Source organism: Pantoea sp. SGAir0418, assembly GCF_043529865.1.
The window spans coordinates 1,886,665-1,911,388 of record NZ_CP027911.1; the positions used below are offsets into that span (position 1 = coordinate 1,886,665).

24 protein-coding genes and 2 tRNA genes are annotated in these 24,724 nt (G+C 55.6%); 13 read left to right on the forward strand and 13 right to left on the reverse strand.

The annotated features are described in order from the left end of the window. The first annotated feature begins 34 nt into the window (after positions 1–34). The gene (locus tag C1N84_RS08650) at positions 35–883 is read left to right on the forward strand and encodes an aldo/keto reductase (RefSeq protein WP_152390960.1); all 849 of its coding nucleotides are present in this window, start codon (positions 35–37) and stop codon (positions 881–883) included. Between the two features lie 24 nt (positions 884–907). Here C1N84_RS08650 and C1N84_RS08655 read toward each other — a convergent pair whose 3' ends face one another. Both C1N84_RS08655 and gapA read right to left on the reverse strand, forming a co-directional pair. Beyond that, positions 908–1,783, reverse strand: coding sequence for a D-hexose-6-phosphate mutarotase (locus C1N84_RS08655; protein WP_264443367.1), 876 nt, complete (start codon positions 1,781–1,783; stop codon positions 908–910). A gap of 74 nt (positions 1,784–1,857) precedes the next feature. Further along, the gene (gene gapA, locus C1N84_RS08660; protein ID WP_021510061.1) at positions 1,858–2,856 is read right to left on the reverse strand and encodes a glyceraldehyde-3-phosphate dehydrogenase; all 999 of its coding nucleotides are present in this window, start codon (positions 2,854–2,856) and stop codon (positions 1,858–1,860) included. Between the two features lie 338 nt (positions 2,857–3,194). Here gapA and msrB point away from each other — a divergent pair, with 338 nt between their 5' ends. Continuing rightward, positions 3,195–3,605, forward strand: coding sequence for a peptide-methionine (R)-S-oxide reductase MsrB (gene msrB, locus C1N84_RS08665; RefSeq protein ID WP_021510062.1), 411 nt, complete (start codon positions 3,195–3,197; stop codon positions 3,603–3,605). 2 nt (positions 3,606–3,607) lie between these two features. Next, positions 3,608–3,889 (forward strand): YeaC family protein, encoded by a 282-nt coding sequence (locus tag C1N84_RS08670; RefSeq protein ID WP_104189023.1) that lies wholly within the window; start codon positions 3,608–3,610, stop codon positions 3,887–3,889. 35 nt (positions 3,890–3,924) lie between these two features. On the opposite strand, the gene pncA is transcribed toward C1N84_RS08670, so the two are convergent. From pncA to sppA, 3 genes are all read right to left on the reverse strand, one after another. Beyond that, complete coding sequence (gene pncA, locus C1N84_RS08675) at positions 3,925–4,533, reverse strand: bifunctional nicotinamidase/pyrazinamidase (protein ID WP_058757718.1); 609 nt, start codon at positions 4,531–4,533, stop codon at positions 3,925–3,927. A 16-nt stretch (positions 4,534–4,549) separates the two neighbouring features. After that, positions 4,550–5,563: an asparaginase gene (gene ansA / locus C1N84_RS08680; RefSeq protein WP_058757717.1), complete on the reverse strand. Its 1,014-nt coding sequence runs from the start codon at positions 5,561–5,563 to the stop codon at positions 4,550–4,552. A gap of 85 nt (positions 5,564–5,648) precedes the next feature. Then, the gene (sppA, locus tag C1N84_RS08685; RefSeq protein ID WP_058781814.1) at positions 5,649–7,505 is read right to left on the reverse strand and encodes a signal peptide peptidase SppA; all 1,857 of its coding nucleotides are present in this window, start codon (positions 7,503–7,505) and stop codon (positions 5,649–5,651) included. Positions 7,506–7,676: 171 nt separating this feature from the next. On the opposite strand from sppA, the gene C1N84_RS08690 reads away from it, so the two are divergent. The 4 genes from C1N84_RS08690 to C1N84_RS08705 all read left to right on the forward strand — a co-directional run bounded on the left by C1N84_RS08690 (position 7,677) and on the right by C1N84_RS08705 (position 11,665). Further along, positions 7,677–8,228, forward strand: coding sequence for an NAD(P)H nitroreductase (locus C1N84_RS08690; protein ID WP_058774609.1), 552 nt, complete (start codon positions 7,677–7,679; stop codon positions 8,226–8,228). Between the two features lie 153 nt (positions 8,229–8,381). Further along, positions 8,382–9,425, forward strand: coding sequence for a selenide, water dikinase SelD (gene selD / locus C1N84_RS08695; protein WP_264443373.1), 1,044 nt, complete (start codon positions 8,382–8,384; stop codon positions 9,423–9,425). A 21-nt stretch (positions 9,426–9,446) separates the two neighbouring features. Then, on the forward strand, positions 9,447–11,369 hold the full coding sequence (locus C1N84_RS08700) for a DNA topoisomerase III (protein ID WP_394541831.1): 1,923 nt from the start codon (positions 9,447–9,449) through the stop codon (positions 11,367–11,369). Continuing rightward, positions 11,369–11,665, forward strand: coding sequence for a YnjH family protein (locus C1N84_RS08705; RefSeq protein ID WP_021510070.1), 297 nt, complete (start codon positions 11,369–11,371; stop codon positions 11,663–11,665). The genes C1N84_RS08700 and C1N84_RS08705 overlap by 1 nt, the downstream gene beginning before the upstream one ends. Before the next feature lie 33 nt (positions 11,666–11,698). Here the strand turns inward: C1N84_RS08705 and xthA are convergent, their stop codons facing one another. The 5 genes from xthA to C1N84_RS08730 form a co-directional block, all read right to left on the reverse strand. Further along, positions 11,699–12,505 (reverse strand): exodeoxyribonuclease III, encoded by an 807-nt coding sequence (gene xthA, locus C1N84_RS08710; RefSeq protein ID WP_264443376.1) that lies wholly within the window; start codon positions 12,503–12,505, stop codon positions 11,699–11,701. Between the two features lie 358 nt (positions 12,506–12,863). Continuing rightward, a tRNA-Tyr gene (locus tag C1N84_RS08715) sits at positions 12,864–12,948 on the reverse strand. A gap of 44 nt (positions 12,949–12,992) precedes the next feature. Continuing rightward, a tRNA-Tyr gene (locus C1N84_RS08720) sits at positions 12,993–13,077 on the reverse strand. A 144-nt stretch (positions 13,078–13,221) separates the two neighbouring features. Next, the gene (purU, locus tag C1N84_RS08725) at positions 13,222–14,070 is read right to left on the reverse strand and encodes a formyltetrahydrofolate deformylase (protein WP_031280214.1); all 849 of its coding nucleotides are present in this window, start codon (positions 14,068–14,070) and stop codon (positions 13,222–13,224) included. A 57-nt stretch (positions 14,071–14,127) separates the two neighbouring features. Next, a complete protein-coding gene (locus tag C1N84_RS08730; RefSeq protein WP_040679954.1) occupies positions 14,128–14,583 on the reverse strand; it encodes a YchJ family protein in 456 nt (151 codons plus the stop codon). Between the two features lie 96 nt (positions 14,584–14,679). Here C1N84_RS08730 and rssA point away from each other — a divergent pair, with 96 nt between their 5' ends. From rssA to C1N84_RS08755, 5 genes are all read left to right on the forward strand, one after another. Continuing rightward, on the forward strand, positions 14,680–15,585 hold the full coding sequence (gene rssA, locus C1N84_RS08735; protein WP_021510074.1) for a patatin-like phospholipase RssA: 906 nt from the start codon (positions 14,680–14,682) through the stop codon (positions 15,583–15,585). Positions 15,586–15,686: 101 nt separating this feature from the next. Further along, on the forward strand, positions 15,687–16,703 hold the full coding sequence (rssB, locus tag C1N84_RS08740) for a two-component system response regulator RssB (protein WP_264443381.1): 1,017 nt from the start codon (positions 15,687–15,689) through the stop codon (positions 16,701–16,703). A gap of 192 nt (positions 16,704–16,895) precedes the next feature. Then, positions 16,896–17,804 (forward strand): UTP--glucose-1-phosphate uridylyltransferase GalU, encoded by a 909-nt coding sequence (galU, locus tag C1N84_RS08745; protein ID WP_021510076.1) that lies wholly within the window; start codon positions 16,896–16,898, stop codon positions 17,802–17,804. Between the two features lie 23 nt (positions 17,805–17,827). Then, positions 17,828–19,168 carry a UDP-glucose dehydrogenase family protein gene (locus C1N84_RS08750; RefSeq protein ID WP_021510077.1) on the forward strand — a complete coding sequence of 447 codons (1,341 nt, stop codon included), beginning with the start codon at positions 17,828–17,830 and terminating at the stop codon, positions 19,166–19,168. A gap of 14 nt (positions 19,169–19,182) precedes the next feature. Continuing rightward, positions 19,183–20,190, forward strand: a complete 1,008-nt coding sequence (locus C1N84_RS08755) for an NAD-dependent epimerase (RefSeq protein ID WP_264443384.1) — start codon at positions 19,183–19,185, stop codon at positions 20,188–20,190. A 98-nt stretch (positions 20,191–20,288) separates the two neighbouring features. Here the strand turns inward: C1N84_RS08755 and hns are convergent, their stop codons facing one another. After that, complete coding sequence (hns, locus tag C1N84_RS08760) at positions 20,289–20,696, reverse strand: histone-like nucleoid-structuring protein H-NS (RefSeq protein ID WP_031280215.1); 408 nt, start codon at positions 20,694–20,696, stop codon at positions 20,289–20,291. Positions 20,697–20,778: 82 nt separating this feature from the next. Next, positions 20,779–21,090 carry a hypothetical protein gene (locus tag C1N84_RS08765; protein WP_146068783.1) on the reverse strand — a complete coding sequence of 104 codons (312 nt, stop codon included), beginning with the start codon at positions 21,088–21,090 and terminating at the stop codon, positions 20,779–20,781. Positions 21,091–21,100: 10 nt separating this feature from the next. Between C1N84_RS08765 and tdk the strand changes: the two genes are divergently transcribed. Beyond that, positions 21,101–21,721, forward strand: a complete 621-nt coding sequence (gene tdk / locus C1N84_RS08770; RefSeq protein ID WP_058757709.1) for a thymidine kinase — start codon at positions 21,101–21,103, stop codon at positions 21,719–21,721. A 54-nt stretch (positions 21,722–21,775) separates the two neighbouring features. On the opposite strand, the gene adhE is transcribed toward tdk, so the two are convergent. Beyond that, positions 21,776–24,454 carry a bifunctional acetaldehyde-CoA/alcohol dehydrogenase gene (gene adhE, locus C1N84_RS08775; protein ID WP_058771261.1) on the reverse strand — a complete coding sequence of 893 codons (2,679 nt, stop codon included), beginning with the start codon at positions 24,452–24,454 and terminating at the stop codon, positions 21,776–21,778. Between the last annotated feature and the right edge of the window lie 270 nt (positions 24,455–24,724).

Genomic DNA, 24,724 nt, shown 5'->3' on the forward strand with positions numbered 1-24,724 from the left:
TATTGCGCCCTGTAATGGCGCAACGGGAGGTGAGATGAAGACAATTCAGTTCAATGACGATACGCCGTTACCGGCTATCGGCCAGGGCACCTGGTATATGGGCGAAAATCCGGCACAGCGGGCGCAGGAAATCGCTGCGCTGCAGGCTGGACTGGACGCCGGACTGAAACTGATCGATACCGCTGAGATGTATGCCGAAGGCGGCGCGGAAGAGGTGGTCGGCGCTGCGCTGCGCGGACGGCGCGATCAAGCCTGGCTGGTATCAAAAGTTTACCCGTGGAACGCCGGTGAGGTCGATGCGATTGACGCCTGTGAGCGCAGTCTGCGCCGTCTGCAGACGGACTATCTCGATCTTTATCTGTTGCACTGGCGCGGTAATGTACCGCTGGAAGAGACCGTGCGCGCCATGCAAACGCTGCAGCAGCAGGGCAAAATCCGCCACTGGGGCGTCTCCAATTTTGATAGCGACGATCTGCAGGAGCTGTGGAGTGAAGCCGGAGGGATGGGCTGCGCGACTAATCAGGTGCTGTACCATCTGGCTTCGCGCGGTATTGAATTTGATTTACTGCCGCTCTGTCAGCAGCACCATACACCCGTCATGGCTTACTGTCCGCTGGCGCAGGCCGGACGGCTGCGTCAGGCGCTGTTTGACGATGCGACTCTGCAGCAGATTGCACAACAGAAGGGCATCAGCATCGCTCAGTTGCTGTTGAGCTGGGTGATTCGCCAGCCGGGCGTAATGGCCATTCCCAAGGCGGGCAGCGTGGCGCACGTGCAGGAGAATGCGGCGGCCCTGAATATCACCCTGACCAGCGATGAGCTGGCGCTGCTGGATCGCGCCTTTCCGCCGCCGCAGCATAAACTGGCGCTGGATGTGGTGTAAACGGCGCGTGCGCGCCGTTCAGCATTACTTATTGCGGATTCTCAGCGTGACGCCAAGGCGGGCAGGGGTTTCTCCGGCACTTTTCATCGGCTTGTTAATCCGCGCCGTCTCCACGCAAACCATGGTTTTATAACCATCATTAGGCATATCGGCCATGCTGCAGGACAGTTCCGGGCCAGGATTCCAGGTGACAACGTCACTTTGATAATGGTGGTAGACTTCAATCTGGCGCTTACCGGCGCGATCGTGGATCACGCTGCAGTCTTCCGCTGCGGTATGAATGCGATCAACCCGATCGGGATAGGTTTGTTTACCGTCCGCTGCGCTGCCGATGGCATTGTCCTGCACCTTATCGATGTAGCTGTTGCCGAGCCCGCTGACTTCAATCTGCGCAATGTCCGCCACCTGAAAATAGCTGTGCAGCGCGGCAGTAGCTTCATAATCGCCCCAGGCTTCCAGCTCAATCTCACAGTGTTCAGCAATGCGGAAGCGCGCCAGCAGCGTGAAGTCGTGCGGCCACAGTTTTTTCGTTTGTGCATTACTTTCCAGCGTGAACGTCAGCATGACCGCATCTTCGTTCTCATCATGCGCCGTCAGCGTCCATGGCTGATTACGGGCAAAGCCATGTGCAGGTTCACCTGCCGGACCAAACCACGGCCAGCAGACCGGCACACCGCCGCGAATGGCTTTGCCGCTGACAAACGGCGTCTTGTCGCTAAGCCAGATGGCGGGCTGCTGACCGGCCGGCTGCCATGCCAGCAGATGCGCGCCCTGCAGCGCAATGGCCGCGCGCACTTTCGGATGGCTGATCACCAGAATCGGCAATTCACCCATCTGACGCTGCGACAGGTAAGGGGTGATCTGCGTCACCACGGGCAAGTTAAAGAGCGAATTGTGCATTGTCAGACCTTCTCTCATCCAATCGAAAAAAAAGGGGCGACCGAAGTCACCCCTTGTCTGTTTAGCCGGTTAGCTTACTTAGCAGCAACCAGTGCAATCAGATCCAGAACCTTGTTGGAGTAACCGGTTTCGTTATCGTACCAGGAAACCAGTTTCACAAAGTTGTCGTTCAGAGCGATACCGGCTTTCGCGTCGAACACGGAAGTCAGGGTTTCGCCGTTGAAGTCGGTAGAAACCACGTCGTCTTCGATGTAGCCCAGCACGTCTTTCATGTCACCTTCAGCAGCGGCTTTGATGGCTGCACAGATGTCTTTATAAGACGCTGGTTTTTCCAGACGAACGGTCAGGTCAACCACAGACACGTTTGGCGTTGGTACGCGGAACGCCATACCGGTCAGTTTACCGTTCAGCTCTGGCAGAACTTTGCCTACTGCTTTCGCTGCGCCAGTAGAAGATGGGATGATGTTCTGCGCTGCACCGCGGCCGCCGCGCCAGTCTTTGTGAGACGGGCCATCAACGGTTTTCTGGGTGGCGGTGGTGGCGTGAACAGTGGTCATCAGACCTTCAACGATACCGAACTTGTCGTTGATTACTTTAGCCAGCGGTGCCAGGCAGTTGGTGGTGCAGGAAGCGTTAGACACGATGTCCTGGCCGGCATATTTGTCGAAGTTGGCACCACGAACGAACATTGGGGTGTCATCTTTAGACGGGCCAGTCAGAACCACTTTCTTCGCGCCGGCAGTGATGTGTTTACGTGCGGTTTCGTCGGTCAGGAAGATACCGGTTGCTTCAGCAACAACGTCAACGCCCACTTCGTCCCATTTCAGGTTAGCCGGGTCTTTCTCAGCGGTAACACGGATTTTTTTACCGTTAACGATCAGCGCGCCATCTTTCACTTCTACGGTGCCGTCGAAACGACCGTGTGTAGAGTCATACTTCAGCATGTAAGCCATGTAATCGGCGTCGAGCAGGTCGTTGATCGCGACGATTTCGATGTCAGAACGCTGCTGAGCAGCACGGAAAACGATGCGACCGATACGGCCAAAACCGTTGATACCTACTTTGATAGTCATATATTCCACCAGCTATTTGTTAGTGAATAAAAGGTTGGCTGTAAAATTACAAAAACCTTACCAGGCGTCAAGCGGAATCGTGTCAATTGTTGCGAAAGGTCAATTCCAGCGCCAGGAATAATTGGGTGCGCAAACGCTTGCGCAGCGCCCTTATTGCGCACCTATCTTACGCCGAATGCAGACTAAAAAGGGATGACTGTTGCAAAGAGTGATCGTCATCACAAAATTGCGCAGTGCTGGTCGGGGCAAAAGCATCCGCACGAAAAAAGACCCGGAAGATGTTGTTCGTTTGTTAGAATACTAGACGATTTTTACAGAATGACACTCCGGAACTCAAAATGGCTAAAGACACCGCACCCGAGGCAAAAATTGCCCAGCTGTCGGAAATGCAGCGCTACGTCACTCAGCATCGTGGAACCGAACCGCCTTTCACCGGCGCGCTGTTGCACAACAAGCAGGAGGGTATCTATCACTGCCTGGTCTGCAACGCACCGCTGTTTCTCTCCGAAACCAAGTATGACTCCGGCTGCGGCTGGCCGAGCTTTTACCAGCCGTATAACGATGAAGCTATCCGCTATCTGGAAGATGACTCGCACGGTATGCACCGCGTCGAAATCCGCTGCGGTAACTGCGACGCCCATCTGGGCCACGTCTTCCCGGATGGCCCGCAGCCAACCGGCGAGCGCTATTGTGTCAACTCAGCGTCGCTGAACTTTACCGACGAGCAGGGCAATCAGCACGAGGGCTGAGCATGAAGCAGGAACTGGAAGCAATGCTGGCGGCGATGACGCCGGAAGTCTACGAGCGCCTCGCCACCGCGGTGGAAACCGGCAAGTGGCCAGACGGCGTGGCGCTGACGCAGGATCAGAAAGATAACTGTCTGCAGCTGGTGATGCTGTGGCAGGCGCGGCACAACGACGAACCGCAGCACATGACCATCGGTAAAGGCGGCGAGATGGTGATGAAGTCGAAAAAACAGCTGAAGGAAGAGTGGGGAATCGAGTCCGACGTGACGCGCATCAACCTGCATTAACCGGCTGCAGGGCTGGAGAGCTCCAGCCCTGATTTTCAGATAATGACCGCACCCTGCGCCTGCATCTGCGCGATCGCGATCTCGCTGTCGTCCGGATTGAGATTGACGCCCCGGCAGCCTTCCTGCACCACCTCAACGTGATATCCCAGTTCCAGCGCATCCAGCACGCTGTACTTGACGCAGTAATCGGTCGCCAGGCCCAGCATCACCAGGTGAGTAATGCCGCGCTCGCGCAGCCAGCTGTCGAGCTCGGTTTTGCGGCGGTGCCCATTATCGAAAAAGGCGCTGTAGCTATCCACATCCACATCGCCGCCTTTATGGAACACCGCATCAATCAGACTGCGATCGAGATCCGGATGGAAATCCGCGCCGTGTGAGTGCTGCACGCCGTGATCGGGCCACCAGATCTGCGCCAGACCATTCAGTTCACCGAGGGTATACACCGGCTCGCCAGAGACCGAGGCAAAGCTGCCGTGATTGGCCGGATGCCAGTCCTGCAACGCCACCACGCATTCACCGCGCGCGCGGAATTCGCGTGCATAGCGATTAGCAACGGCAACCGTCTGGTCACCTTCACGCACGGCCATCGGGCCGCCGGGGCAAAAATCGTTCTGAATATCGATGATTATCAATGCCCGCTTCATGGGATTTTGCTCCGTATCAGTCTTCGGTCAGTTCGCCACGTAAATTCTGCTGCATTTTGGCACGAATTTCAGCGCTGGTGAGGTTCTGGCTTAACAAAAAGTGCAGTTTAGTCAGGGTGGCCTCGACGGTCAGATCAAAACCACTGATCACGCCGGCGTGTTCCAGTGCGTTGCCGGTGGCGTAACCGCCCATGTTGACCTTGCCGGACATGCACTGCGTCAGGTTCACCACCACAATGCCGCGCTCGCTGGCCTGCTGCAGTTCGGCAAGAAACTCGGCGTTTTGTGGCGCGTTGCCCACACCGTAAGAGCGCAGAATCAGCGCCTTCACCGGCTGACGCAGGAAATTGCGTACCACGTCGGCAGAGATGCCAGGATAAATCGTCACCACGCCAATCGGCTGAGGAGTGATCGGATGGACGATCAGCTCACCGCTGCCGCGCGGTGCCGGCGGCGTATTGAGACGGCGAATATGGATGCCTGCTTCCAGCAGCGGCGACAGGTTCGGTGACGCAAACGCATTAAAGCCGTCGGCGTGGGCTTTGGTGGTCCGGTTACCGCGGAATAGCGTGTTGTTGAAGAACAGCGCCACTTCATTAATCGGATAGTTAGCCGCGACGTACAGCGAGTTCAGCAGGTTCTGCTGACCGTCTGAGCGCAGCTCGGCCAGCGGGATCTGCGACCCGGTGACGATCACCGGCTTGGCCAGGTTCTCCAGCATGAACGACAGCGCCGACGCGGTGAACGCCATGGTATCGGTGCCATGCAGAATGACGAAACCGTCATAGCGATCGTAGTTCAGCTGGATGTCGTCAGCGATTGACTGCCAGTCCTGCGGCGTCATATCCGAGGAGTCAATCAGCGGGTGGTATTCGTGGATGGTAAAATCCGGCATTTCCGGACGGTGAAACTCTGGCATCATCGCCAGCTGCTGCTGCAGATGGCCAGAGACCGGAATGTAACCCTGCGCGGAGCGTTGCATACCGATGGTCCCGCCCGTGTAGGCTACATAGATATTTTTCTTTTGCATGAATGGACTCAGACTTGCCGTAAAACGCGCAGTATAAGGGGATTAGCGGGGAAAAGCAGCCCGACCAGCGGCCGGGCTGTAAAGATTAGCGTACGTTGCCGCAGGTCAGGCAGAACGCGTAACGGTTTTGCGGATCGTTGAGATTATTCATCAGGCCCGGCTGCGCCTGCAGCGCGCCCATCACTTCGCTGACCGGTGCCGGCAGCCACACTTTCAGCGCGGCCGGCAGCACGGCCTGCGCCGACGCATTCATCTGGTTCAGCAGCAGGTCGATCATCCCCGGATCGTCCTGATACCAGCTCAGTTCAGGTTTCGCGACCTTCGCCAGCTCGGCGGCTTTGGCTACCGCATCGTCGAAGTCGCCCAGCGCATCCACCAGCCCGTTGGCTTTGGCATCGCTACCGGTCCAGACGTGACCCTGCGCGATGGCATCAATCTGCTGTGGCGTTTTATGGCGTGACGCCGCCACCAGACCGACAAAGTTGCGATAACCGTTTTCAATGGTCAGCTGCATCAGCTGCTGCACTTCCGTCGGCAGCGCTTTGGTGGTCGACACATCCGCCAGCGGCGAGGTGGCAACGCCATCGCTGTGCACGCCGATGCTGCTCAGGCTATTCTCCACCGTATTGATCACGCCAAAGATGCCGATCGACCCGGTCAGGGTGCTCGGCGCAGCAACGATGTAGTCGGCCGGCGTGGAGATCCAGTAGCCGCCCGATGCCGCCATGCCGCCCATTGAAACCACCACTGGCTTACCGGCGTCATGCGCTGCCGCCAGCTCTTCACGGATGGCTTCAGAGGCCGTTACGCTGCCGCCCGGGCTGTTGACGCGTAGCACGATGGCTTTGATTTTGTCGTCGAGGCGGGCGTCACGAATTTGTGCAGCGGTGGTGTCGCCACCGACGTTGCCGGCGCTCTCTTCGCCGTCCATGATGGCGCCGCTGGCGAGAATCACCGCAATGTTGCCATCCTGCTGCGTCGGTTGTTTGACGTTGTAGTCATAGATGCTGACGTTGCGGTAGTCATTGCTGGCTTTATCCCAGCCAAAGGTTTTCACCAGCTCGCGATCGGCGGCAGCGCGTGAATCCAGCACATCCACCAGTTTATTATCCAGGGCATATTTAGCGGTATCGCCCTGAACGGCCTGCAGACCGCTGATGATGCCCGCCGCCCCCGGGAACAGCTGCTGCGGCGTGATTTGCCGGTTGGCGGACACCGTGTTGAGGTAGTTCTGCCACAGCTGGCCGACCCAGCGGCCATCAGCATCGCGCGCTTCCGGCGACATATCATCACGCAGGAAAGGTTCAACTGCGGACTTATAGGTGCCGACACGGAACACGTGTGAGCTGACTTTCAGCTTATCCAGCAGGGATTTGTAATAGAGGCCGTTGGTGGCGAAACCGTGCAGATCCACCGTGCCCTGCGGCGACAGATAGACCTTCGTGGCGTAGCTGGCGAGATAGTATTGCGCCTGGCTATAGCTGTCGCCGAGGGCAAAAATGGGTTTGCCCGCGTCGCGGAATTCGCGCAGCGCCTTACCCACGTACTGCAGCGAAGGCTGATCGCCGCCGGCAAAATCGCGCAGATCCAGCACCATGCCGGTGATATTTTTATCGCTCTTTGCCTGACGAATGGCATCGACCACATCAAACAACGAATTTTCCTGCAAACGATCGCTGCTGGCACCCAGCAGCTGGCGGCTGATGCGGCTCAGACGATTGCTGACCGACGGTTTGTCCACCAGCACGCCGCTCAGATCGACTTTCAGCGCACCCTGCTGCACTGGTTCACTGCTGCTGGCGCTGGATAACTGCAGCCAGATGCCGACGCCGGCCAGAATTAACACAATCAGGAACAGATTCAGGATAAATTCCCGGATAAAATTCAGCACCCGCCAGCTCCAGCGGAACAGGCCAGCAATAATTCGCCACAATGTGCGCATAAACTCTCCATATTCACGTAGCCAGGGCAGCCGGTATGCGGTCTGCCCCGATGTCGGGTTCATCCTAAAGAGCAGCGTGCGAAAAGTCAGCAGGAAATCGCGCCAGACTGTTACAAAAGATCGCGCTGTGCCAGGATTAGCCCACGCTTTGTTAATCACGGGAGAATCAAGATGGATGCACTCGAATTACTGGTAAACCGTCGTTCAGCGTCGCGTCTGACCGAGCCGGCACCGGCCGGTGAGGTGCTGCAGAATATTCTGCACGCGGGTATGCGCGCACCGGATCATGGCACGCTGCAGCCGTGGCGCTTCATCATTATTGAAAATGAGGGGCGCGAACGCTTCAGCCATCTGCTGGAGCAGGCCGCACGCGACAGCCAGCTGGATGACAAAGCCATTGAGAAGGCCCGGACGTCGCCGTTCCGCGCGCCGATGATCATTACCGTTGTCGCGCACTGCGAAGCCTCCGCCAAAGTGCCGCGCTGGGAGCAGGTCGTGTCCGCTGGCTGCGCGGTGATGGCGATGCAAATGGCGGCCGTCGCGCAGGGCTTTAACGGCATCTGGCGCAGCGGGCCATGGACCGATCATCCGCAGGTACGCGCCGCCTTTGGCTGCCGCGAACAGGATGCGATTGTGGGTTTCCTCTACCTCGGTACGCCGCAGCTGAAAGCCAATACCACCGTGGTTGCGCCCGACAGCGAGGCGTTTGTCAGTTATTTCTGACAGACAGCAGCGGGTTTCTGCGGCAAGGTGCATGCAACGACACTGATTGCACAGTCGCTGTGCGAAAGATCGCGCTTAGCGGCGACAGCGCTTACCAGCAGCGGGCAGCCAGGCTAACATAGCCCTCTCTGTTCAGCGCACAAGGAACCCGCCATGAGCGAACCGCTTCGTTTGACGCAATACAGCCACGGCGCTGGCTGCGGCTGTAAAATTTCACCTCAGGTGCTTGAGACCATTCTGCACAGCGAGCTGGCTACCTTTCATGATCCGCGACTGCTGGTCGGCAATGAAACCCGTGACGATGCTGCCGTGTACGATCTTGGCAACGGCACGGCGGTGGTCAGCACCACTGACTTCTTTATGCCCATCGTTGACGATCCGCACACCTTTGGCCGTATCGCGGCCACTAACGCCATCAGTGATATTTACGCCATGGGTGGCAAACCGATCATGGCTATCGCTATTCTCGGCTGGCCGGTTAATGTGCTGGACGCGAAAGTGGCACAGCAGGTGATTGAAGGCGGTCGCGCGGCCTGCCAGGCGGCCGGCATCGCGCTGGCGGGGGGGCACTCAATCGATGCGCCGGAGCCGATTTTTGGCCTTGCCGTTACCGGCATCGTTGACGTAGCGCGCGTGAAAAAGAACAGCGCCGCGCAGGCGGGCTGCGAGTTGTTCCTCACCAAACCGCTCGGCATCGGTATTCTGACTACCGCAGAGAAAAAAGGGCTGCTGCGTGCGGAGCATCAGACGCTGGCGGCGCAGGTGATGTGCCAGCTCAATAGCGCAGGCGCGGAATTTGCTAAACTGCCCGGCGTCAGCGCCATGACCGATGTCACCGGCTTTGGTCTGCTGGGGCACCTGAGTGAAATCTGTCTGGGCTCCGGCCTGCGCGCGCACGTGCAGGCCGCACAGGTACCGCGTCTGCCCGGCGTGGACCAGTACATTGCTGCCGGCGCGGTGCCGGGCGGCACCAGCCGCAACTTCGCCAGCTACGGCGAGCACATTTCTGCCATGGATGAGGCCACGCGCGCACTGCTGTGCGATCCGCAAACTTCCGGCGGACTGCTGGTGGCGGTACAGCCTGACGCTATTGCGGCGTTTCGCGCGTGCGCCGCGCAGGCTGGCGTTGAGGCCACGGCAATTGGCTCGCTACTGCCGGCCGACCACGCCCATCCACTGATTACTGTAGTCACCTGACGTAAAGGAACGACGCCATTCATGCGTTTGTTTATTGCTGAAAAACCCAGTCTGGCACGCGCCATCGCCGATGTGCTACCCAAACCGCATCGACGTGGCGACGGCTATATTGCCTGTGGTAATGACCAGGTTGTAACCTGGTGTGTCGGGCATCTGCTGGAGCAGGCGCAGCCTGACAGCTATGACAGCCGCTATGCGCGCTGGAATCTGGCGGATTTACCCATCATCCCGGATAAATGGCGCCTGCAGCCGCGCCCGTCGGTGGCGAAGCAGCTCAAAGTGATCGAGGGCTTACTGCAGCAGGCCAGCGTGGTGGTGCACGCCGGTGACCCGGATCGCGAAGGACAACTGCTGGTCGACGAAGTGCTCGATTATCTGCAACTGCCGGCTGAAAAGCGCCAGCAGGTGCAGCGCTGCCTGATTAACGACCTCAACCCTGCGGCGGTCGAGCGCGCGGTAAGCCGTCTGCGCGAGAACCGTGAATTCATTCCATTGTGTGTCTCGGCGCTGGCCCGGGCGCGCGCCGACTGGCTTTATGGCATCAACATGACCCGCGCCTGGACGCTGCTGGGCCGCAACGCCGGTTACGACGGCGTGCTCTCGGTGGGACGCGTACAGACGCCGGTGCTGGGGCTGGTGGTGAGGCGCGATGAAGAGATCGAAAACTTTGTGCCGAAGGATTACTTCGAAGTCAAAGCGCACATCGTCACCCCGAAAGAGGAGCGCTTCGTTGCCAGCTGGATCCCCAGCGATGCCTGTGAACCGTGGCAGGATGACGAGGGCCGTTTGCTGCATCGTCCTCTCGCTGACCACGTGCTTGAACGTATCAACGGCAAACCAGCGTGGGTTACCGGCTACAACGATAAGCGGGAGTCAGAAACGGCGCCGCTGCCATTTTCCCTCTCCAGCCTGCAAATCGAGGCGGCGAAGCGTTTTGGCCTGAGTGCCCAGACGGTACTGGACTGCTGTCAGCGTTTGTATGAAACCCATAAGCTGATTACGTATCCGCGTTCGGACAGCCGCTATCTGCCGGATGAACATTTTGCCGGACGTCATGCGGTGCTGAACGCCATTCAGGCGCATCAGCCGGACGTGTCGCTGCCAGCGGATTTCAATGCGGATCAGAAAAATCGCTGCTGGGACGATAAAAAAGTGGATGCGCACCATGCCATCGTTCCTACGGCGCGCGCCAGCAAGGTGAACCTGAGCGACAATGAAGCCAATATTTACGGTCTGATTGCGCGCCAGTATCTGATGCAGTTTTGTCCCGACGCGGTATTTCGCAAATGCGTCATCGACCTCGATATCGGCGGTGGCAGGTTCGTCGCCAAAGCACGTTTTCTTGCCGAAGCCGGCTGGCGTGCGCTGCTGGGCAGTAAAGAGCGCGATGAAGAGAATGATGGCACGCCGCTGCCAGTGGTGAGTAAAGGCGATGAGCTGTTGTGTGAGCGTGGTGAGGTGCTGGCGAAGCAGACTCAGCCGCCGCGGCCGTTCACCGACGCCACGCTGCTGTCGGCCATGACCGGTATTGCCCGCTTTGTGCAGGATAAAGAATTAAAGAAAGTGCTGCGTGCGACCGATGGTTTAGGAACGGAAGCGACGCGCGCCGGCATCATAGAATTGCTGTTCCGCCGTACATTTCTGGTGAAAAAAAGTCGCTATATTCACTCAACCGAGGCGGGCAGGGCGCTGATTCATGCGTTACCTGAGATGGCCGCGCGGCCGGATATGACGGCGCACTGGGAGTCAACGCTTACCCGCATCAGTGAAAAAGCCTGTCGCTATGATGAGTTTATGCAGCCGCTGGTCAGTACCTTAATTGGTTTGATCGGTGAGGCGCGCCAGAGGCCGTCGCTGCAGGCTTTTCGTGGATTAGCCGCGACCGGAGCGAAGACGCGCAGTAAAGGCAAAACGCCCCGGCGCAAAACGAAGGAGACGGAATAATGCGTTACGCAACGCTGTTGCTGAGTGGGCTGCTGCTGTGCAGCCATGCCGCGCTGGCTAATCGCCAGCCGGAGCCCGCGCGAATGGGCAATACCGATGTGGTGGTGGATATGCCGCCGGAAGTGTGGACGCAGGGGCAGAATCGTCAGCAGAACAACTGCCTGCAGTGCTGTATCTATGAAAACCGCAGCTACTCCGAAGGCGCCGTGGTGAAAGCAGAGGGCGTATTGCTGCAGTGTGCGCGTGACGAAAAAGTGCTGGGTACCAATCCGCTGATTTGGAAAATCATTAAATAAGCGAGCGTGGCGCGCAGGCGCCACGCTGTTCAGTTACAGCCTGAAACTGGACCACACCGGCGCGTGATCGGACGGTTTGTCCATACTGCGAATGTTGTAGTCGATGCCGCTGTCGATGCAGCGTGATGCCAGCGGTGGGCTGGCCAGCAGCAGATCGATGCGCAGACCGCGGTTGTCATCAAATCCTTTTGAGCGATAGTCGAACCACGAGAAGCGATCGGCGGTTTCCGGGTTTTTCTCACGCCACGTATCGACCAGTCCCCACTGCAGCAACCGGTCCATCCACTCGCGCTCTTCCGGCAGGAAAGAGCATTTGCCGGTGCGCAGCCAGCGCTTGCGGTTCTCTTCACCAATACCAATGTCCAGGTCGGTACTGCTGATGTTCATATCGCCCATGATCAGCACCGGCTTGTCGGCCGCCAGTTGCTGCTCAAGATAGCTTTGCAGGTCGCGATAAAACTTCTCTTTGGCCGGGAACTTGATGGGATGGTCACGGCTTTCCCCCTGCGGGAAGTAACCGTTGATGACGGTGATATCGCCAATCGGGCTGGGAATTTCTGCCATGATCAGACGTCGCTGGGAATCTTCGCCGTCATCAGGAAAACCGCGTCGAACTGCCACCGGCTGCGTCTTGGTCAACAGCGCCACGCCGTAATGGCCTTTCTGGCCGTGATAAAACACGTTGTAACCCAGCTTGCTGACCTCTTCCAGCGGGAACATATCATCGTGCACTTTAGTTTCCTGCAGGCCGATGACATCCGGTTGATGCTGTTCAACCAGCGCCGCCAGCTGATGAGGGCGTGCGCGCAAGCCGTTGATGTTAAAAGAGACAAATTTCATTTCGCTGCCATTTTTCGTCGCAAAAGGTTGCGGCGATGGTAACCAGGTTTGCGGCAAAAGTCATGGCTTGCGTCATAAGAGCGTGACGATAAGAGCGAGAGGCAGCACGCAGGTGATTTGTGGTGGTGGACGCAGGAGAGCGGGGTCAGGCAGGCGGTGCCGTTCAACTGGGGCGTTGATGTGAATATCAAAGTGCGCATTAATGCGCACCCTACAATCCGGGTGACAACTGGGACGATGAGAATAGAAACCGGTCACATGGGTAACACTTGAGTCCGTATCACTGTAGGGTCGCCATTGATGGCGACCTGCATCGCGTAAATTCAGATGTCGGTCTGGTGAAAAGTGCAGCATAGAATGGTGGCGGGAGAAGGATTCGAACCTTCGAAGTCGATGACGGCAGATTTACAGTCTGCTCCCTTTGGCCGCTCGGGAATCCCGCCAGGGATATGAAGCTCAGAAGATTCAGGCGCAGAATGGATTCAGATGGTGGCGGGAGAAGGATTCGAACCTTCGAAGTCGATGACGGCAGATTTACAGTCTGCTCCCTTTGGCCGCTCGGGAATCCCGCCACTGGCCTGAATCTTTATGCCTGAAAGCGGGGCGCATCATACCAAATGCGTTCAGTCTGTAAAGCGCCCGCAGTAAAAAACTCAATCGTTTGCCCACTTTTTACGCGTGGCGCTGAAGAGTTGCGCAAATCAGCGCCGCAGTGGTTAAAGAATGATCGTGCGGTTGCCGTAAACAAACACGCGCTGGCCCAGCACTTTATACAGCGCGCGGCTCAGTACATTCTTTTCCACGTCGCGTCCGGCACGCATCATCTCTTCAGCGGTATAGCTGTGATCGACGTTAATCACGTCCTGCATGATGATCGGGCCTTCATCCAGGTTGTCGTTCACGTAGTGCGCTGTGGCACCGATGATCTTCACGCCGCGCTCATAGGCCTGATGATAAGGACGGGCGCCAATAAAGGCTGGCAGGAACGAGTGGTGAATATTGATGATCTGGTTGGGATAACGCTGCACAAACGCCGGCGTCAGCACGCGCATGTATTTCGCCAGCACCACGTAATCCGGCTGATAGCGATCGATCTCATCCGCCATGCGGTTATCGTGCTCTTCGCGCGTCAGGCCTTCATGGCTGACCAGCACGAACGGGATGTCAAAACGCTCGACCAGCGAACGCAGCGTTTCATGGTTACCAATAACGGCGGCGATTTCCATGTCCAGACCACCAAAGGCACTCTTCATCAGCAGATCGCCCAGGCAATGCGCCTCTTTGGTGACCAGAATCACCACGCGGCGACGTCCGGCGCTGTGCAGCTCACGTACCGAACCGGTCGGCAGCGCGCTGTCGAGGTCAGCCAGCAGCGTGTTGTCGTTGAAAATGCCTTCCAGCTCTGTGCGCATGAAAAAGCGCCCGGTACGGTGATCGACGAACTCATTGTTCTGCACAATGTTCAGTTCGTGCTTGTAGCAAATGTTGGTGATCTTGGCGATCAGACCTTTGGCATCGGGGCAAATGGTCCGTAAAACTTTTCGTTGCATGGTTTGCGCTTGCATCTCGATCAGAGTCCTGTCAAAGCGATGAATGGTGAAGCTGTTGGGCATCTGTCCAGATTAGCCACAACATTTTTTGTATTTTTTATCGGAGCCACAAGGACAGCGATCGTTACGCCCTAACTCCGGCGTTGTTCCGTCGACATAGTACCAGCGTTGATCCTCGCGAAGAAAGCGTGAACATTCATACAGGCTGCAGGTACGGCCTTTTTCGAGATAACGCGCAAAAAAAGTGACGAAGGCTTCATTCTCATGGCTTCCGTGATTACAACGGGTTACATTCAGGCCAAGCCATTCTGTGGTGGCGAAACTTTCGGATAATAGCGTCTCCAGTCCGGCCACGCGCTGGCTGGGATGCCAGGTTTCTACCAGCCAGGCGGCGTTTTGCTTAACGTAAGCGCTGTAACGCGAGCGCATTAACTGTTCAGCGCGCTGTGGCGTTTGTTGCCCGTTCAGAAAGGGCTGACAACATAGGCTATACTGCTCTCCGCTGCAGCAGGGGCACTTTTCGGACACATCATCTCCTGAGAGTGATTAAAGTTAATGAAAGTGTGCGCTATGTTAGCCGACTGGCCAGCGTGAAGCTACGCATCAGGTTGATCACGAGGTGAGATGAGAAAAGTCAGGATTGGGCTGGCCCTGGGATCGGGCGCTGCCAAAGGCTGGGCGCATATTGGTGTCATCAACGCGCTGGAGCGCGCCGGTATTGAGGTGGATGTCGTCGCCGGCTGTTCCGTCGGCGCACTGGTGGGTTCTGCCTACGTCAACGGCCGTCTGGCGTTGATGGAGAAGTGGGTCAGCGCATTTCGCTACTGGGATGTTATCCGTCTGATGGACCTCTCATGGCAGCGTGGCGGCCTGCTGCGCGGCGACCGGGTGTTTAGCCATATCCGTCAGCTTATCCCTAACGAGCTTATCGAAGACGCGGATAAGCGCTTTGGCGTGGTGGCAACCAACCTCAGCACCGGACGCGAGCTGTGGCTGACCGAAGGTGATTTGCACCAGGCGGTGCGTGCATCGTGTAGTATGCCAGGCTTATTGCCTCCGGTTGGCTACAATGGTTATTGGCTGGTGGATGGTGCGGTGGTCAACCCGGTGCCGATTTCGCTGACCCGCGCGCTGGGCGCTGACATTGTGATTGCCGTTGACCTGCAACATGATGCGCACCTGATGCAGCAGGATCTGCTGTCGGTCACGCCGCAGAGCGGTGAAGAGGCGGCAGCGGCAGAAGCACTGAGCTGGGGCAAAAAACTGCGCCAGCGTCTGATGGGGTTAACCCATCGGCGCGCCAGCCAGTCTCCAGGCGCGATGGAAATTATGTCTACGTCAATCCAGGTTTTGGAAAATCGCCTGAAACGTAATCGTATGGCAGGCGATCCGCCGGATGTGCTGATTCAGCCTTTTTGTCCGCAGATTTCAACGCTGGACTTTCATCGGGCTGAAGAGGCCATTGCGGCAGGCAAGGCCGCCGTGGAGAAAAAAATGGATGAACTATTACCGCTGGTCCGTAGCAGATAATCAGTTGTTCATTCACGGGGGTTGTGACTTCAGCCAATTCTGAAAGGCGCAACGGCGTTTTATGAACCACTATTGAAATATCTGGTACGCAGGGGGAGAGAATGGAAAAACCGCTAATCGGCAAAAAGATACTCATTGTCGAAGATGAGGTCGTTTTCCGTTCATTGCTGGACACATTGTTAACTGGCCTCGGAGCCAGCACGTTCGAAGCGGGCGACGGACTCGACGGCCTGAATTTACTCGCCGCGCAGTCGGTGGACCTGGTCATTTGCGATCTGGAAATGCCGCGCATGGGCGGTATTGAGTTTGTCGAGCGAATTCGTACACGCGGTAATAGCGTGCCCATCCTGATCATCTCCGCCACGCAGAACATGGCCGACATCGCCCACGTGCTGCGCCTTGGCGTGCAGGACGTGCTGCTCAAGCCGCTAAAAAACCTGGAACGTTTCCGTGAAGCGGTGTTTGAATGCCTCTATCCTTCGATGTTCACCTCGAAAGTGGAAGAAGATGAACAGCTGTTTCAGGACTGGGATGCCCTGGTGCACGATCCGCTCGCTGCCGCCAAGCTGCTCAAACAGCTGCAACCGCCCGTCCAGCAAACCATCGCCAGCTGCCGCATAAACTACCGTCAACTCACCATGGCGGAACAGCCGGGGCTGGTGCTGGATATTGCCGCGTTGTCGGACAAAGATCTGGCGTTTTATTGCCTGGACGTGACGCGTGCCGGCGACAACGGCGTGCTGGCTGCATTATTGCTCAGAGCACTGTTTAACGGTTTATTGCAGGAGCAACTGTCCGGGCAAAAGCAGCGTCTGCCGGAACTCAATGGTCTGCTGCGCCAGGTGAATATGCTGTTGCGTCAGGCCAACCTGAACGGTCAGTTCCCGCTGCTGGTGGGCTACTATCATCGTCAGTTGAAAAATCTGATTCTGGTCTCAGCCGGTCTGAATGCCACGCTGCACATCAATACTCAGCAAATCCAGCTCAGTAACGGTGTGCCGCTTGGCACTATGGGCAGCACCCATCTTAATCAAATCAGCCAGCGCGCCGATGCCTGGCAATGTCACGTCTGGGGAGCCGGCGGCCGGCTTCGCCTGATGTTATCGTCCGAAGAATAGCCACTCAGATTTATATTTTCCGCGGGTTAAAGACAGGGCCAAAGCTTAGCTTTACACTTGGGTAATAGTCTTAAATTCCGCGGATTAACTCCATCCAGGATAAATCCGTCTGACACTAACTGATATACTCATTTCGTTTTTAAACCGACATATCAAGTATTAACTTGAACGGCCTATTAAGAGAGGTATTTGATGTCTGCCTATAAGTCTAAAGTAAAAAAAGCGGTAATCCCGGTTGCAGGTCTGGGTACGCGTATGCTGCCTGCCACCAAAGCTATTCCAAAAGAAATGTTACCGCTGGTCGATAAGCCGTTGATCCAGTATGTCGTGAACGAGTGTATTGCTGCGGGTATTAATGAGATCGTGCTGGTTACGCACTCCTCTAAAAACTCCATCGAAAACCATTTTGATACCAGTTTCGAACTGGAAGCGATGCTGGAAAAACGCGTGAAGCGTCAGCTGCTGGATGAAATCCAGTCCATCTGCCCGCCACACGTCACCATCATGCAGGTACGTCAGGGTATCGCCAAGGGCCTCGGTCACGCCGTGATGTGTGCTCATCCGCTGGTCGGTGATGAGCCAGTCGCGGTGATTCTGCCAGACGTGATTATTGATGAGTACGAATCTAACCCAACCAAAGATAACCTGGCAGAAATGCTAACGCGCTTCGAAGAGAGCGGTCGCAGCCAGATCATGGTTGAGCCAGTCGCCGATGTCACCGCTTACGGCGTGGTTGACTGCCAGGGCGCAGAGTTGGCACCGGGCCAGAGCGCACCGATGGTGGGCGTGGTTGAGAAGCCAAAAGCCTCGGAAGCGCCATCTAACCTGGCGGTAGTCGGTCGTTACGTGCTGTCTGCGGACATCTGGCCTCTGCTGGCGAAGACCCCTCCGGGTGCCGGCGGCGAAGTGCAGCTGACCGACTCCATCGCCATGCTGATGGAAAAAGAGACCGTAGAAGCTTACCACCTGACCGGCGTGAGCCACGACTGCGGTAACAAACTGGGTTATATGCAAGCTTTTGTTGAGTATGGCGTGCGTCATCCGGTGCTGGGCAAAGATTTCGCTCAGTGGCTCGACGGCGTTGCAGGCAACAAAAAGTAATTCATTAAGCACAGGATAATTCAATGAAAGTCACTGTATTTGGTATCGGCTATGTCGGTCTGGTTCAGGCTGCGGTGTTAGCCGAAGTCGGACATGACGTTCTCTGTATTGATGTCGACGAAAAGAAAGTCGAAAACCTGAAAAAGGGCATCATCCCAATTTTTGAACCGGGCCTGACGCCGCTGGTTATGTCTAACTATGAAGCGGGGCGTCTGAAATTCAGCACCAACGCAGAAGAGGGCGTAAACCATGGCGTAATGCAGTTTATTGCTGTGGGCACGCCGCCGGATGAGGATGGCTCTGCCGACCTGAAATATGTGACTGCGGTTGCGCGTACTATTGCGCAGCACATGAACGATCACAAAGTCGTCATCGACAAATCTACCGTGCCGGTAGGCACCGCTGACCGCGTGCGCGCGGTGATGAGCGAAACGCTGAAGCAGCGTGATGCCAATATCGCGTTCGATGTGGTCTCCAACCCGGAGTTCCTGAAAGAGGGCGCCGCAGTTAACGATTGCATGCGTCCGGAACGTATCGTGGTGGGCACTGACAATGATGAAGTGGTCGAACTGCTGCGTGAACTGTACGAGCCGTTTAACCGTAATCACGATCGCATGATTCTGATGGATATCCGCAGTGCAGAGCTGACCAAATATGCAGCTAACTGCATGCTGGCGACCAAAATCAGCTTCATGAACGAGATTTCCAACCTTGCGGAACGCCTGGGTGCTGACGTGGAAAAAGTACGTCAGGGCATCGGTTCTGATTCACGCATCGGTTATCACTTTATTTATCCGGGCTGTGGTTACGGCGGTTCCTGCTTCCCGAAAGACGTGCAGGCGCTGATTCGCACTGCAGAGTCAATCGGCTACACCCCGCGCCTGTTGCAGGCAGTAGAAGACGTCAACGATTCGCAGAAGAACAAGCTGCCGACGTTTATTAAACGTCACTTTGGCGACGATCTGCGTGGCAAGACGTTTGCGCTATGGGGTCTGGCGTTCAAACCGAACACCGACGACATGCGTGAAGCCTCAAGCCGCGTGCTGATGGAAGCACTGTGGCAGGCGGGCGCAACGGTGCAGGCGTTTGATCCGGAAGCGATGGAAGAAGCCCAGCGCATCTACGGTCATCGTGACGATCTGAAGCTGTGCGGCACTAAAGAAGCTGCGCTGCAGGGCGCCGATGGTCTGGTGATCTGCACCGAGTGGCAGAACTTCCGTGCTCCGGATTTCGACGTGATTAAATCCTCGTTAAAACAACCCGTGATTTTTGATGGTCGTAACCTGTATGATCCGGAGCGTATCAGCAAACGCGGTTTCGTTTATTATGCAATCGGCCGCGGAGCGTCTATTCAAATTGTGTAATAAATGAGGGATGTATGAATTTTCTGGTCACCGGCGCGGCAGGATTTATTGGTTTTCACGTTAGTCAGCGTTTGCTGGCTGCCGGTCACCAGGTTGTTGGTATCGATAACCTGAATGATTACTACGATGTCAGCCTGAAACAGGCGCGCCTCGACCAGATTACCGCACATCCCGCGTTTACTTTTCTTAAAATGGACCTGGCAGATCGCCAGGCCATTTCTTCCCTGTTTGAACAGCATGCTTTTGCGCGTGTGATCCATTTAGGTGCACAGGCGGGTGTTCGCTATTCCATCGAGAATCCGCACGCCTACGCTGATGCCAACCTGATTGGTCACTTAAATATTCTGGAAGGTTGCCGTCATCATAAGATTGGCCACCTGCTGTATGCTTCATCGAGTTCGGTTTATGGCCTGAACCGTAAAATGCCGTTCTCCACGGATGATTCCGTTGATCATCCGGTATCACTTTATGCTGCGACTAAAAAAGCCAACGAATTAATGTCGCATACCTATTCACATCTTTACCAATTACCTACCACCGGATTGCGCTTCTTTACCGTTTATGGTCCGTGGGGCCGTCCGGATATGGCGCTGTTTAAGTTCACCCGCGCGATGCTGGCCGGTGACGCGATTGATGTGTATAACCGCGGCCAGATGACACGTGACTTTACCTATATTGATGATATTGCCGAAGCGATTGTGCGTTTGCAGGACGTGATTCCGCAGGCAGATGAAAACTGGACGGTGGAAAACGGCTCGCCTGCCACCAGTTCGGCGCCGTATCGCGTGTACAATATTGGCAATAGTCAGCCTACCAGCCTGATGACTTACATTGAGTCGCTGGAAAAAGCGCTGGGGATTGAGGCGAAGAAAAATATGCTGCCGATGCAGCCCGGCGATGTATTAGGCACCAGTGCAGACACCCAGCCGCTGTATGACGCGATAAATTTCCGCCCGCAGACCAGCGTAGAGCAGGGCGTGCAGCATTTTGTTGACTGGTACCGCGACTTCTATCAGCAATAAGTCGCGATAAAAAAAGGAAGCCAGCGGCTTCCTTTTTTCTTACCCGGTGTAAAACAGAGCACAGCGCCAGGGCTGGCATGCTGCGAAGCACTGGTTCCTTACAGCAGGAAATCGTCCAGTTGTTTACCTTGTTCTTCAATCGCTTTTTTAATCACGGCTGGCGTACGTCCCTGGCCGGTCCAGGTACGGTTCTCACCGTTCTCGTCGACGTAACCATACTTCGCCGGACGTGCCGCACGTTTGGCTTTACCTGGCGCTTTGGTTTCCGCTAATGCCTGCAGCAGTTCGTTTGGATCAATACCGTCTGCCATCAGCATTTCACGATATTGTTCCAGCTTACGGCTGCGCTCGGCATTTTCCGCCTGGGCGAGAGATTCTTCTTCACGACGTTCATTCACCACAACCTCAAGTTTTTCCAGCATCTCTTCCAGTGTTTCCAGAGAGCATTCCCGAGCCTGCGCGCGCAATGTACGGATATTATTAAGAATTTTAAGTGCTTCGCTCATTGTCCTAATCTCAAAATATAATAAATGGAGTTGTTCTGCCGCCTCATAATAGTGGCGGCGAAAAATAACTGCAATAGCCAGATTAAAAAGCAAAACGTAAAGTTAATGTTGTTAAGCTTTTTAAGGCGCTATTTATTATTCTTTTTATAGATTTGATAGCACAGGTTTTGCAGGGATAAATACCGCTGTGCGCCTTTCGCCCGGGCATCAGCGCTATTAATGCTGAATAAAATTGCTGCATGATGACGGCTTTGACATAACGTGCGAAATGTTGATAACGATGCCGCTGATCTATGATCATGGCGTTAATTTGAGCAGTTGATAAAAATAATGCATCGCAACAGTGCAGCAGCTTTATGATAGACTCACGCGCAACAGTTTCGGGCAGTGACAAGAGACATTTTATGGCGCAACTCTATTTTTATTACTCAGCGATGAACGCGGGAAAATCCACCGCACTGCTGCAGTCTTCCTACAATTACCATGAGCGCGGCATGCGTACGCTGGTGTATACCGCGGAAATTGACGACCGCTTCGGCGCCGGAAAAGTCAGCTCGCGTATTGGTCTTTCGTCTCCGGCTTTTTTATATAACGCGCAGACCAACCTGGAAAGTGAAATAGCGGAACAGCACGCGAAGCAGACGGTTCACTGTGTACTGGTGGATGAGAGCCAGTTTCTGACGCGGGAGCAGGTGAAAGCCCTGTCGGACGTGGTAGATAATCTGGATATTCCGGTGCTGTGTTATGGTCTGCGTACCGACTTTCGCGGTGAGTTATTTACCGGCAGTCAGTATTTACTGGCCTGGGCCGATAAGCTGGTGGAATTGAAAACCGTGTGTCACTGTGGACGCAAAGCCAGCATGGTGTTACGGCTGGATGCGCAGGGTAAACCGTTCAGCGAAGGGGAGCAGGTGGTGATCGGTGGTAATGAGCGCTATATCTCTGTGTGCCGCAAGCACTATAAACAGGCGATTAATGACGGCTCGCTAAACGCCATTTACGGTTCACAACTGCCTCACGCCTGAATAGCCGCAGCATAAAAAAAACCCGCCGCAGCGGGTTTTTTTGTATCAGGCCAGTCAGGCCTTCTTGGTTTTCTTCTCACTCTTAACGGCTTTAGCTTCACCCTCAGCTGCAACACTGTTATCTGCTTCTGAGAACTCACGGCCATAGAAGGTATCCAGCATGATTTGTTTCAGTTCAGCAATCAGCGGATAGCGTGGGTTAGCACCGGTACACTGGTCATCAAACGCATCATCCGCCAGCTTGTCGACTTTCGCCAGGAAGTCAGCTTCCTGCACGCCCGCTTCACGGATAGAAGTTGGGATACCCAGCTGAGTTTTCATCTCTTCCAGCCATGCCAGCAGTTTTTCAATTTTCTGCGCGGTACGGTCACCAGCCGCGCTCAGACCGAGATGGTCAGCAATCTCAGCATAGCGGCGGCGTGCCTGCGGACGGTCGTACTGGCTGAAGGCAGTCTGCTTGGTTGGATTGTCATTCGCGTTGTAGCGAATCACGTTACAAATCAGCAGGGCGTTAGCCAGACCGTGTGGAATGTGGAACTCAGAGCCCAGTTTATGCGCCATGGAGTGACACACGCCGAGGAAGGCGTTGGCGAAAGCGATACCGGCAATGGTCGCCGCATTGTGAACACGCTCACGCGCCACAGGATTTTTCGCGCCGTCACGGTAGCTGGCAGGCAGATTCTCTTTCAGCAGCTTCAGTGCCTGCAGCGCCTGACCGTCAGAGTATTCGTTGGCCAGTACCGATACATAGGCTTCCAGCGCATGGGTGACGGCATCCAGACCCCCAAAGGCGCACAGCGAACGCGGCATCTCCATTACCAGGTTGGCATCGACAATCGCCATATCCGGCGTCAGGGCATAGTCTGCCAGTGGATATTTCTGGCCGGTGGCATCGTCGGTTACTACCGCAAACGGGGTAACTTCTGAACCGGTACCGGAAGTGGTGGTGATGGCCACCATGCGCGCCTTGACACCCATTTTCGGGAACTTGTAGATACGTTTACGGATGTCCATAAAGCGCAGCGCCAGTTCTTCAAAGTGGGTTTCCGGATGCTCGTACATCACCCACATAATCTTGGCCGCATCCATCGGTGAACCGCCGCCCAGGGCGATGATCACGTCAGGTTTGAAGCTGTTCATCTGCTCGGCACCTTTACGTACGATGCTCAGCGTTGGGTCTGCTTCTACTTCAAAGAACACTTCGGTCTCAATACCGTGTGATTTCAGCACGCGGGTAACCTGGTCAGCATAACCGTTGTTGAACAGGAAGCGGTCGGTGACGATAAAGGCGCGTTTTGCACCGTCTGTCGCCACTTCCTCCAGCGCAATTGGCAGAGAACCGCGGCGGAAGTAGATAGACTTCGGAAGTTTATGCCACAACATATTTTCAGCTCGCTTGGCCACGGTTTTCTTGTTGATCAGGTGTTTTGGACCCACGTTTTCAGAGATAGAGTTACCACCCCATGAACCGCAGCCCAGCGTGAGTGAAGGGGCCAGCTTGAAGTTATACAGGTCACCGATCCCGCCCTGTGAAGCCGGGGTGTTGATCAGGATGCGCGCGGTTTTCATTTTGTCGCCGAAGAAGTTAACGCGCTCGCGCTGGTTATCCTGGTCGGTATAAAGACAGGAGGTGTGGCCGATACCGCCCATTGCCACCAGTTTTTCTGCTTTATCCACCGCATCGTAATAATCTTTCGCGCGGTACATGGCCAGCGTTGGCGAGAGCTTCTCATGGGCGAACGGCTCAGACTCATCCACCAGTTTCACTTCACCAATCAGAATTTTGGTGCTCACCGGCACGCTAATCCCTGCCAGTTCAGCAATTTTGTAAGCCGGCTGGCCGACAATCGCCGCGTTCAGCGCGCCATTTTTCAGGATGATATCCTGCACCGCTTTCAGCTCTTTGCCCTGCAGCAGGTAGCCACCGTGGCTGGCGAAGCGCTCACGCACGGCATCATAGACAGAATCCACCACAATCACTGACTGTTCAGACGCGCAAATCACGCCGTTGTCGAAGGTTTTTGACATCAGGATCGAGGCAACCGCGCGTTTGATATCGGCCGTTTCGTCAATCACCACCGGAGTGTTACCCGCGCCCACACCAATCGCTGGTTTGCCGGAGCTGTAAGCCGCCTTCACCATGCCCGGACCACCGGTGGCGAGAATCAGGTTGATATCCGGGTGATGCATCAGCTGGTTAGAGAGCTCAACCGATGGTGCATCAATCCAGCCAATAATGTCTTTTGGCGCGCCGGCCGCGATAGCAGCCTGCAGTACGATATCTGCCGCTTTGTTGGTGGCATCTTTGGCACGTGGATGAGGAGAGAAGATGATACCGTTACGGGTTTTCAGGCTAATCAGGGCCTTGAAGATGGCGGTAGAGGTCGGGTTGGTGGTGGGCACGATGCCACAAATCAGGCCAATCGGCTCAGCGATGGTGATGGTGCCAAAGGTATCATCGGTGTCCAGCACGCCACAGGTTTTTTCGTCTTTGTAAGCGTTATAAATATATTCGGAAGCGAAGTGGTTTTTGATGACTTTATCTTCAACGATACCCATGCCGGATTCGGCAACGGCCATTTTGGCGAGAGGGATACGGGCATCGGCAGCGGCGAGGGCGGCTGCACGGAAAATGGTATCAACTTGTTCCTGACTAAAATTGGCGTATTCGCGCTGTGCCTTTTTAACACGTTCTACCAGTGCGTTAAGCTCGGCAACATTAGTAACGGCCATAATACTCTCCTAAGGAAGTTAAACTTTTTTAGTAAACAAGCCTGAATCCAGAAGTATAGTCTCGTTACGCTTATGGATGGGTTAGGATGGCGATGTCCGTGCCGTTGCTTACTAAAAAGGTTTTTCCGCCAGGATGACCTGTGTCACAGGGTTGAGTTCCGATGGGCTAAGATTACCCCTGATGGGGTAGGCGATTTATGATGCAGATCAATTTAACTATCAGCTGACACCTTTCAGCGCTCACTTTTGCAAGTAAAGTTAGCGTCGACG

Coding starts and splice junctions, on each gene's coding strand:
- C1N84_RS08650 (WP_152390960.1), top strand. CDS start 35: ATGAAGACAATTCAGTTCAATGACGATACGCCGTTACCGGCTATCGGC.
- C1N84_RS08655 (WP_264443367.1), bottom strand. CDS start 1,783: ATGCACAATTCGCTCTTTAACTTGCCCGTGGTGACGCAGATCACCCCT.
- gapA (WP_021510061.1), bottom strand. CDS start 2,856: ATGACTATCAAAGTAGGTATCAACGGTTTTGGCCGTATCGGTCGCATC.
- msrB (WP_021510062.1), top strand. CDS start 3,195: ATGGCTAAAGACACCGCACCCGAGGCAAAAATTGCCCAGCTGTCGGAA.
- C1N84_RS08670 (WP_104189023.1), top strand. CDS start 3,608: ATGAAGCAGGAACTGGAAGCAATGCTGGCGGCGATGACGCCGGAAGTC.
- pncA (WP_058757718.1), bottom strand. CDS start 4,533: ATGAAGCGGGCATTGATAATCATCGATATTCAGAACGATTTTTGCCCC.
- ansA (WP_058757717.1), bottom strand. CDS start 5,563: ATGCAAAAGAAAAATATCTATGTAGCCTACACGGGCGGGACCATCGGT.
- sppA (WP_058781814.1), bottom strand. CDS start 7,505: ATGCGCACATTGTGGCGAATTATTGCTGGCCTGTTCCGCTGGAGCTGG.
- C1N84_RS08690 (WP_058774609.1), top strand. CDS start 7,677: ATGGATGCACTCGAATTACTGGTAAACCGTCGTTCAGCGTCGCGTCTG.
- selD (WP_264443373.1), top strand. CDS start 8,382: ATGAGCGAACCGCTTCGTTTGACGCAATACAGCCACGGCGCTGGCTGC.
- C1N84_RS08700 (WP_394541831.1), top strand. CDS start 9,447: ATGCGTTTGTTTATTGCTGAAAAACCCAGTCTGGCACGCGCCATCGCC.
- C1N84_RS08705 (WP_021510070.1), top strand. CDS start 11,369: ATGCGTTACGCAACGCTGTTGCTGAGTGGGCTGCTGCTGTGCAGCCAT.
- xthA (WP_264443376.1), bottom strand. CDS start 12,505: ATGAAATTTGTCTCTTTTAACATCAACGGCTTGCGCGCACGCCCTCAT.
- purU (WP_031280214.1), bottom strand. CDS start 14,070: ATGCAAGCGCAAACCATGCAACGAAAAGTTTTACGGACCATTTGCCCC.
- rssA (WP_021510074.1), top strand. CDS start 14,680: ATGAGAAAAGTCAGGATTGGGCTGGCCCTGGGATCGGGCGCTGCCAAA.
- rssB (WP_264443381.1), top strand. CDS start 15,687: ATGGAAAAACCGCTAATCGGCAAAAAGATACTCATTGTCGAAGATGAG.
- galU (WP_021510076.1), top strand. CDS start 16,896: ATGTCTGCCTATAAGTCTAAAGTAAAAAAAGCGGTAATCCCGGTTGCA.
- C1N84_RS08750 (WP_021510077.1), top strand. CDS start 17,828: ATGAAAGTCACTGTATTTGGTATCGGCTATGTCGGTCTGGTTCAGGCT.
- C1N84_RS08755 (WP_264443384.1), top strand. CDS start 19,183: ATGAATTTTCTGGTCACCGGCGCGGCAGGATTTATTGGTTTTCACGTT.
- hns (WP_031280215.1), bottom strand. CDS start 20,696: ATGAGCGAAGCACTTAAAATTCTTAATAATATCCGTACATTGCGCGCG.
- tdk (WP_058757709.1), top strand. CDS start 21,101: ATGGCGCAACTCTATTTTTATTACTCAGCGATGAACGCGGGAAAATCC.
- adhE (WP_058771261.1), bottom strand. CDS start 24,454: ATGGCCGTTACTAATGTTGCCGAGCTTAACGCACTGGTAGAACGTGTT.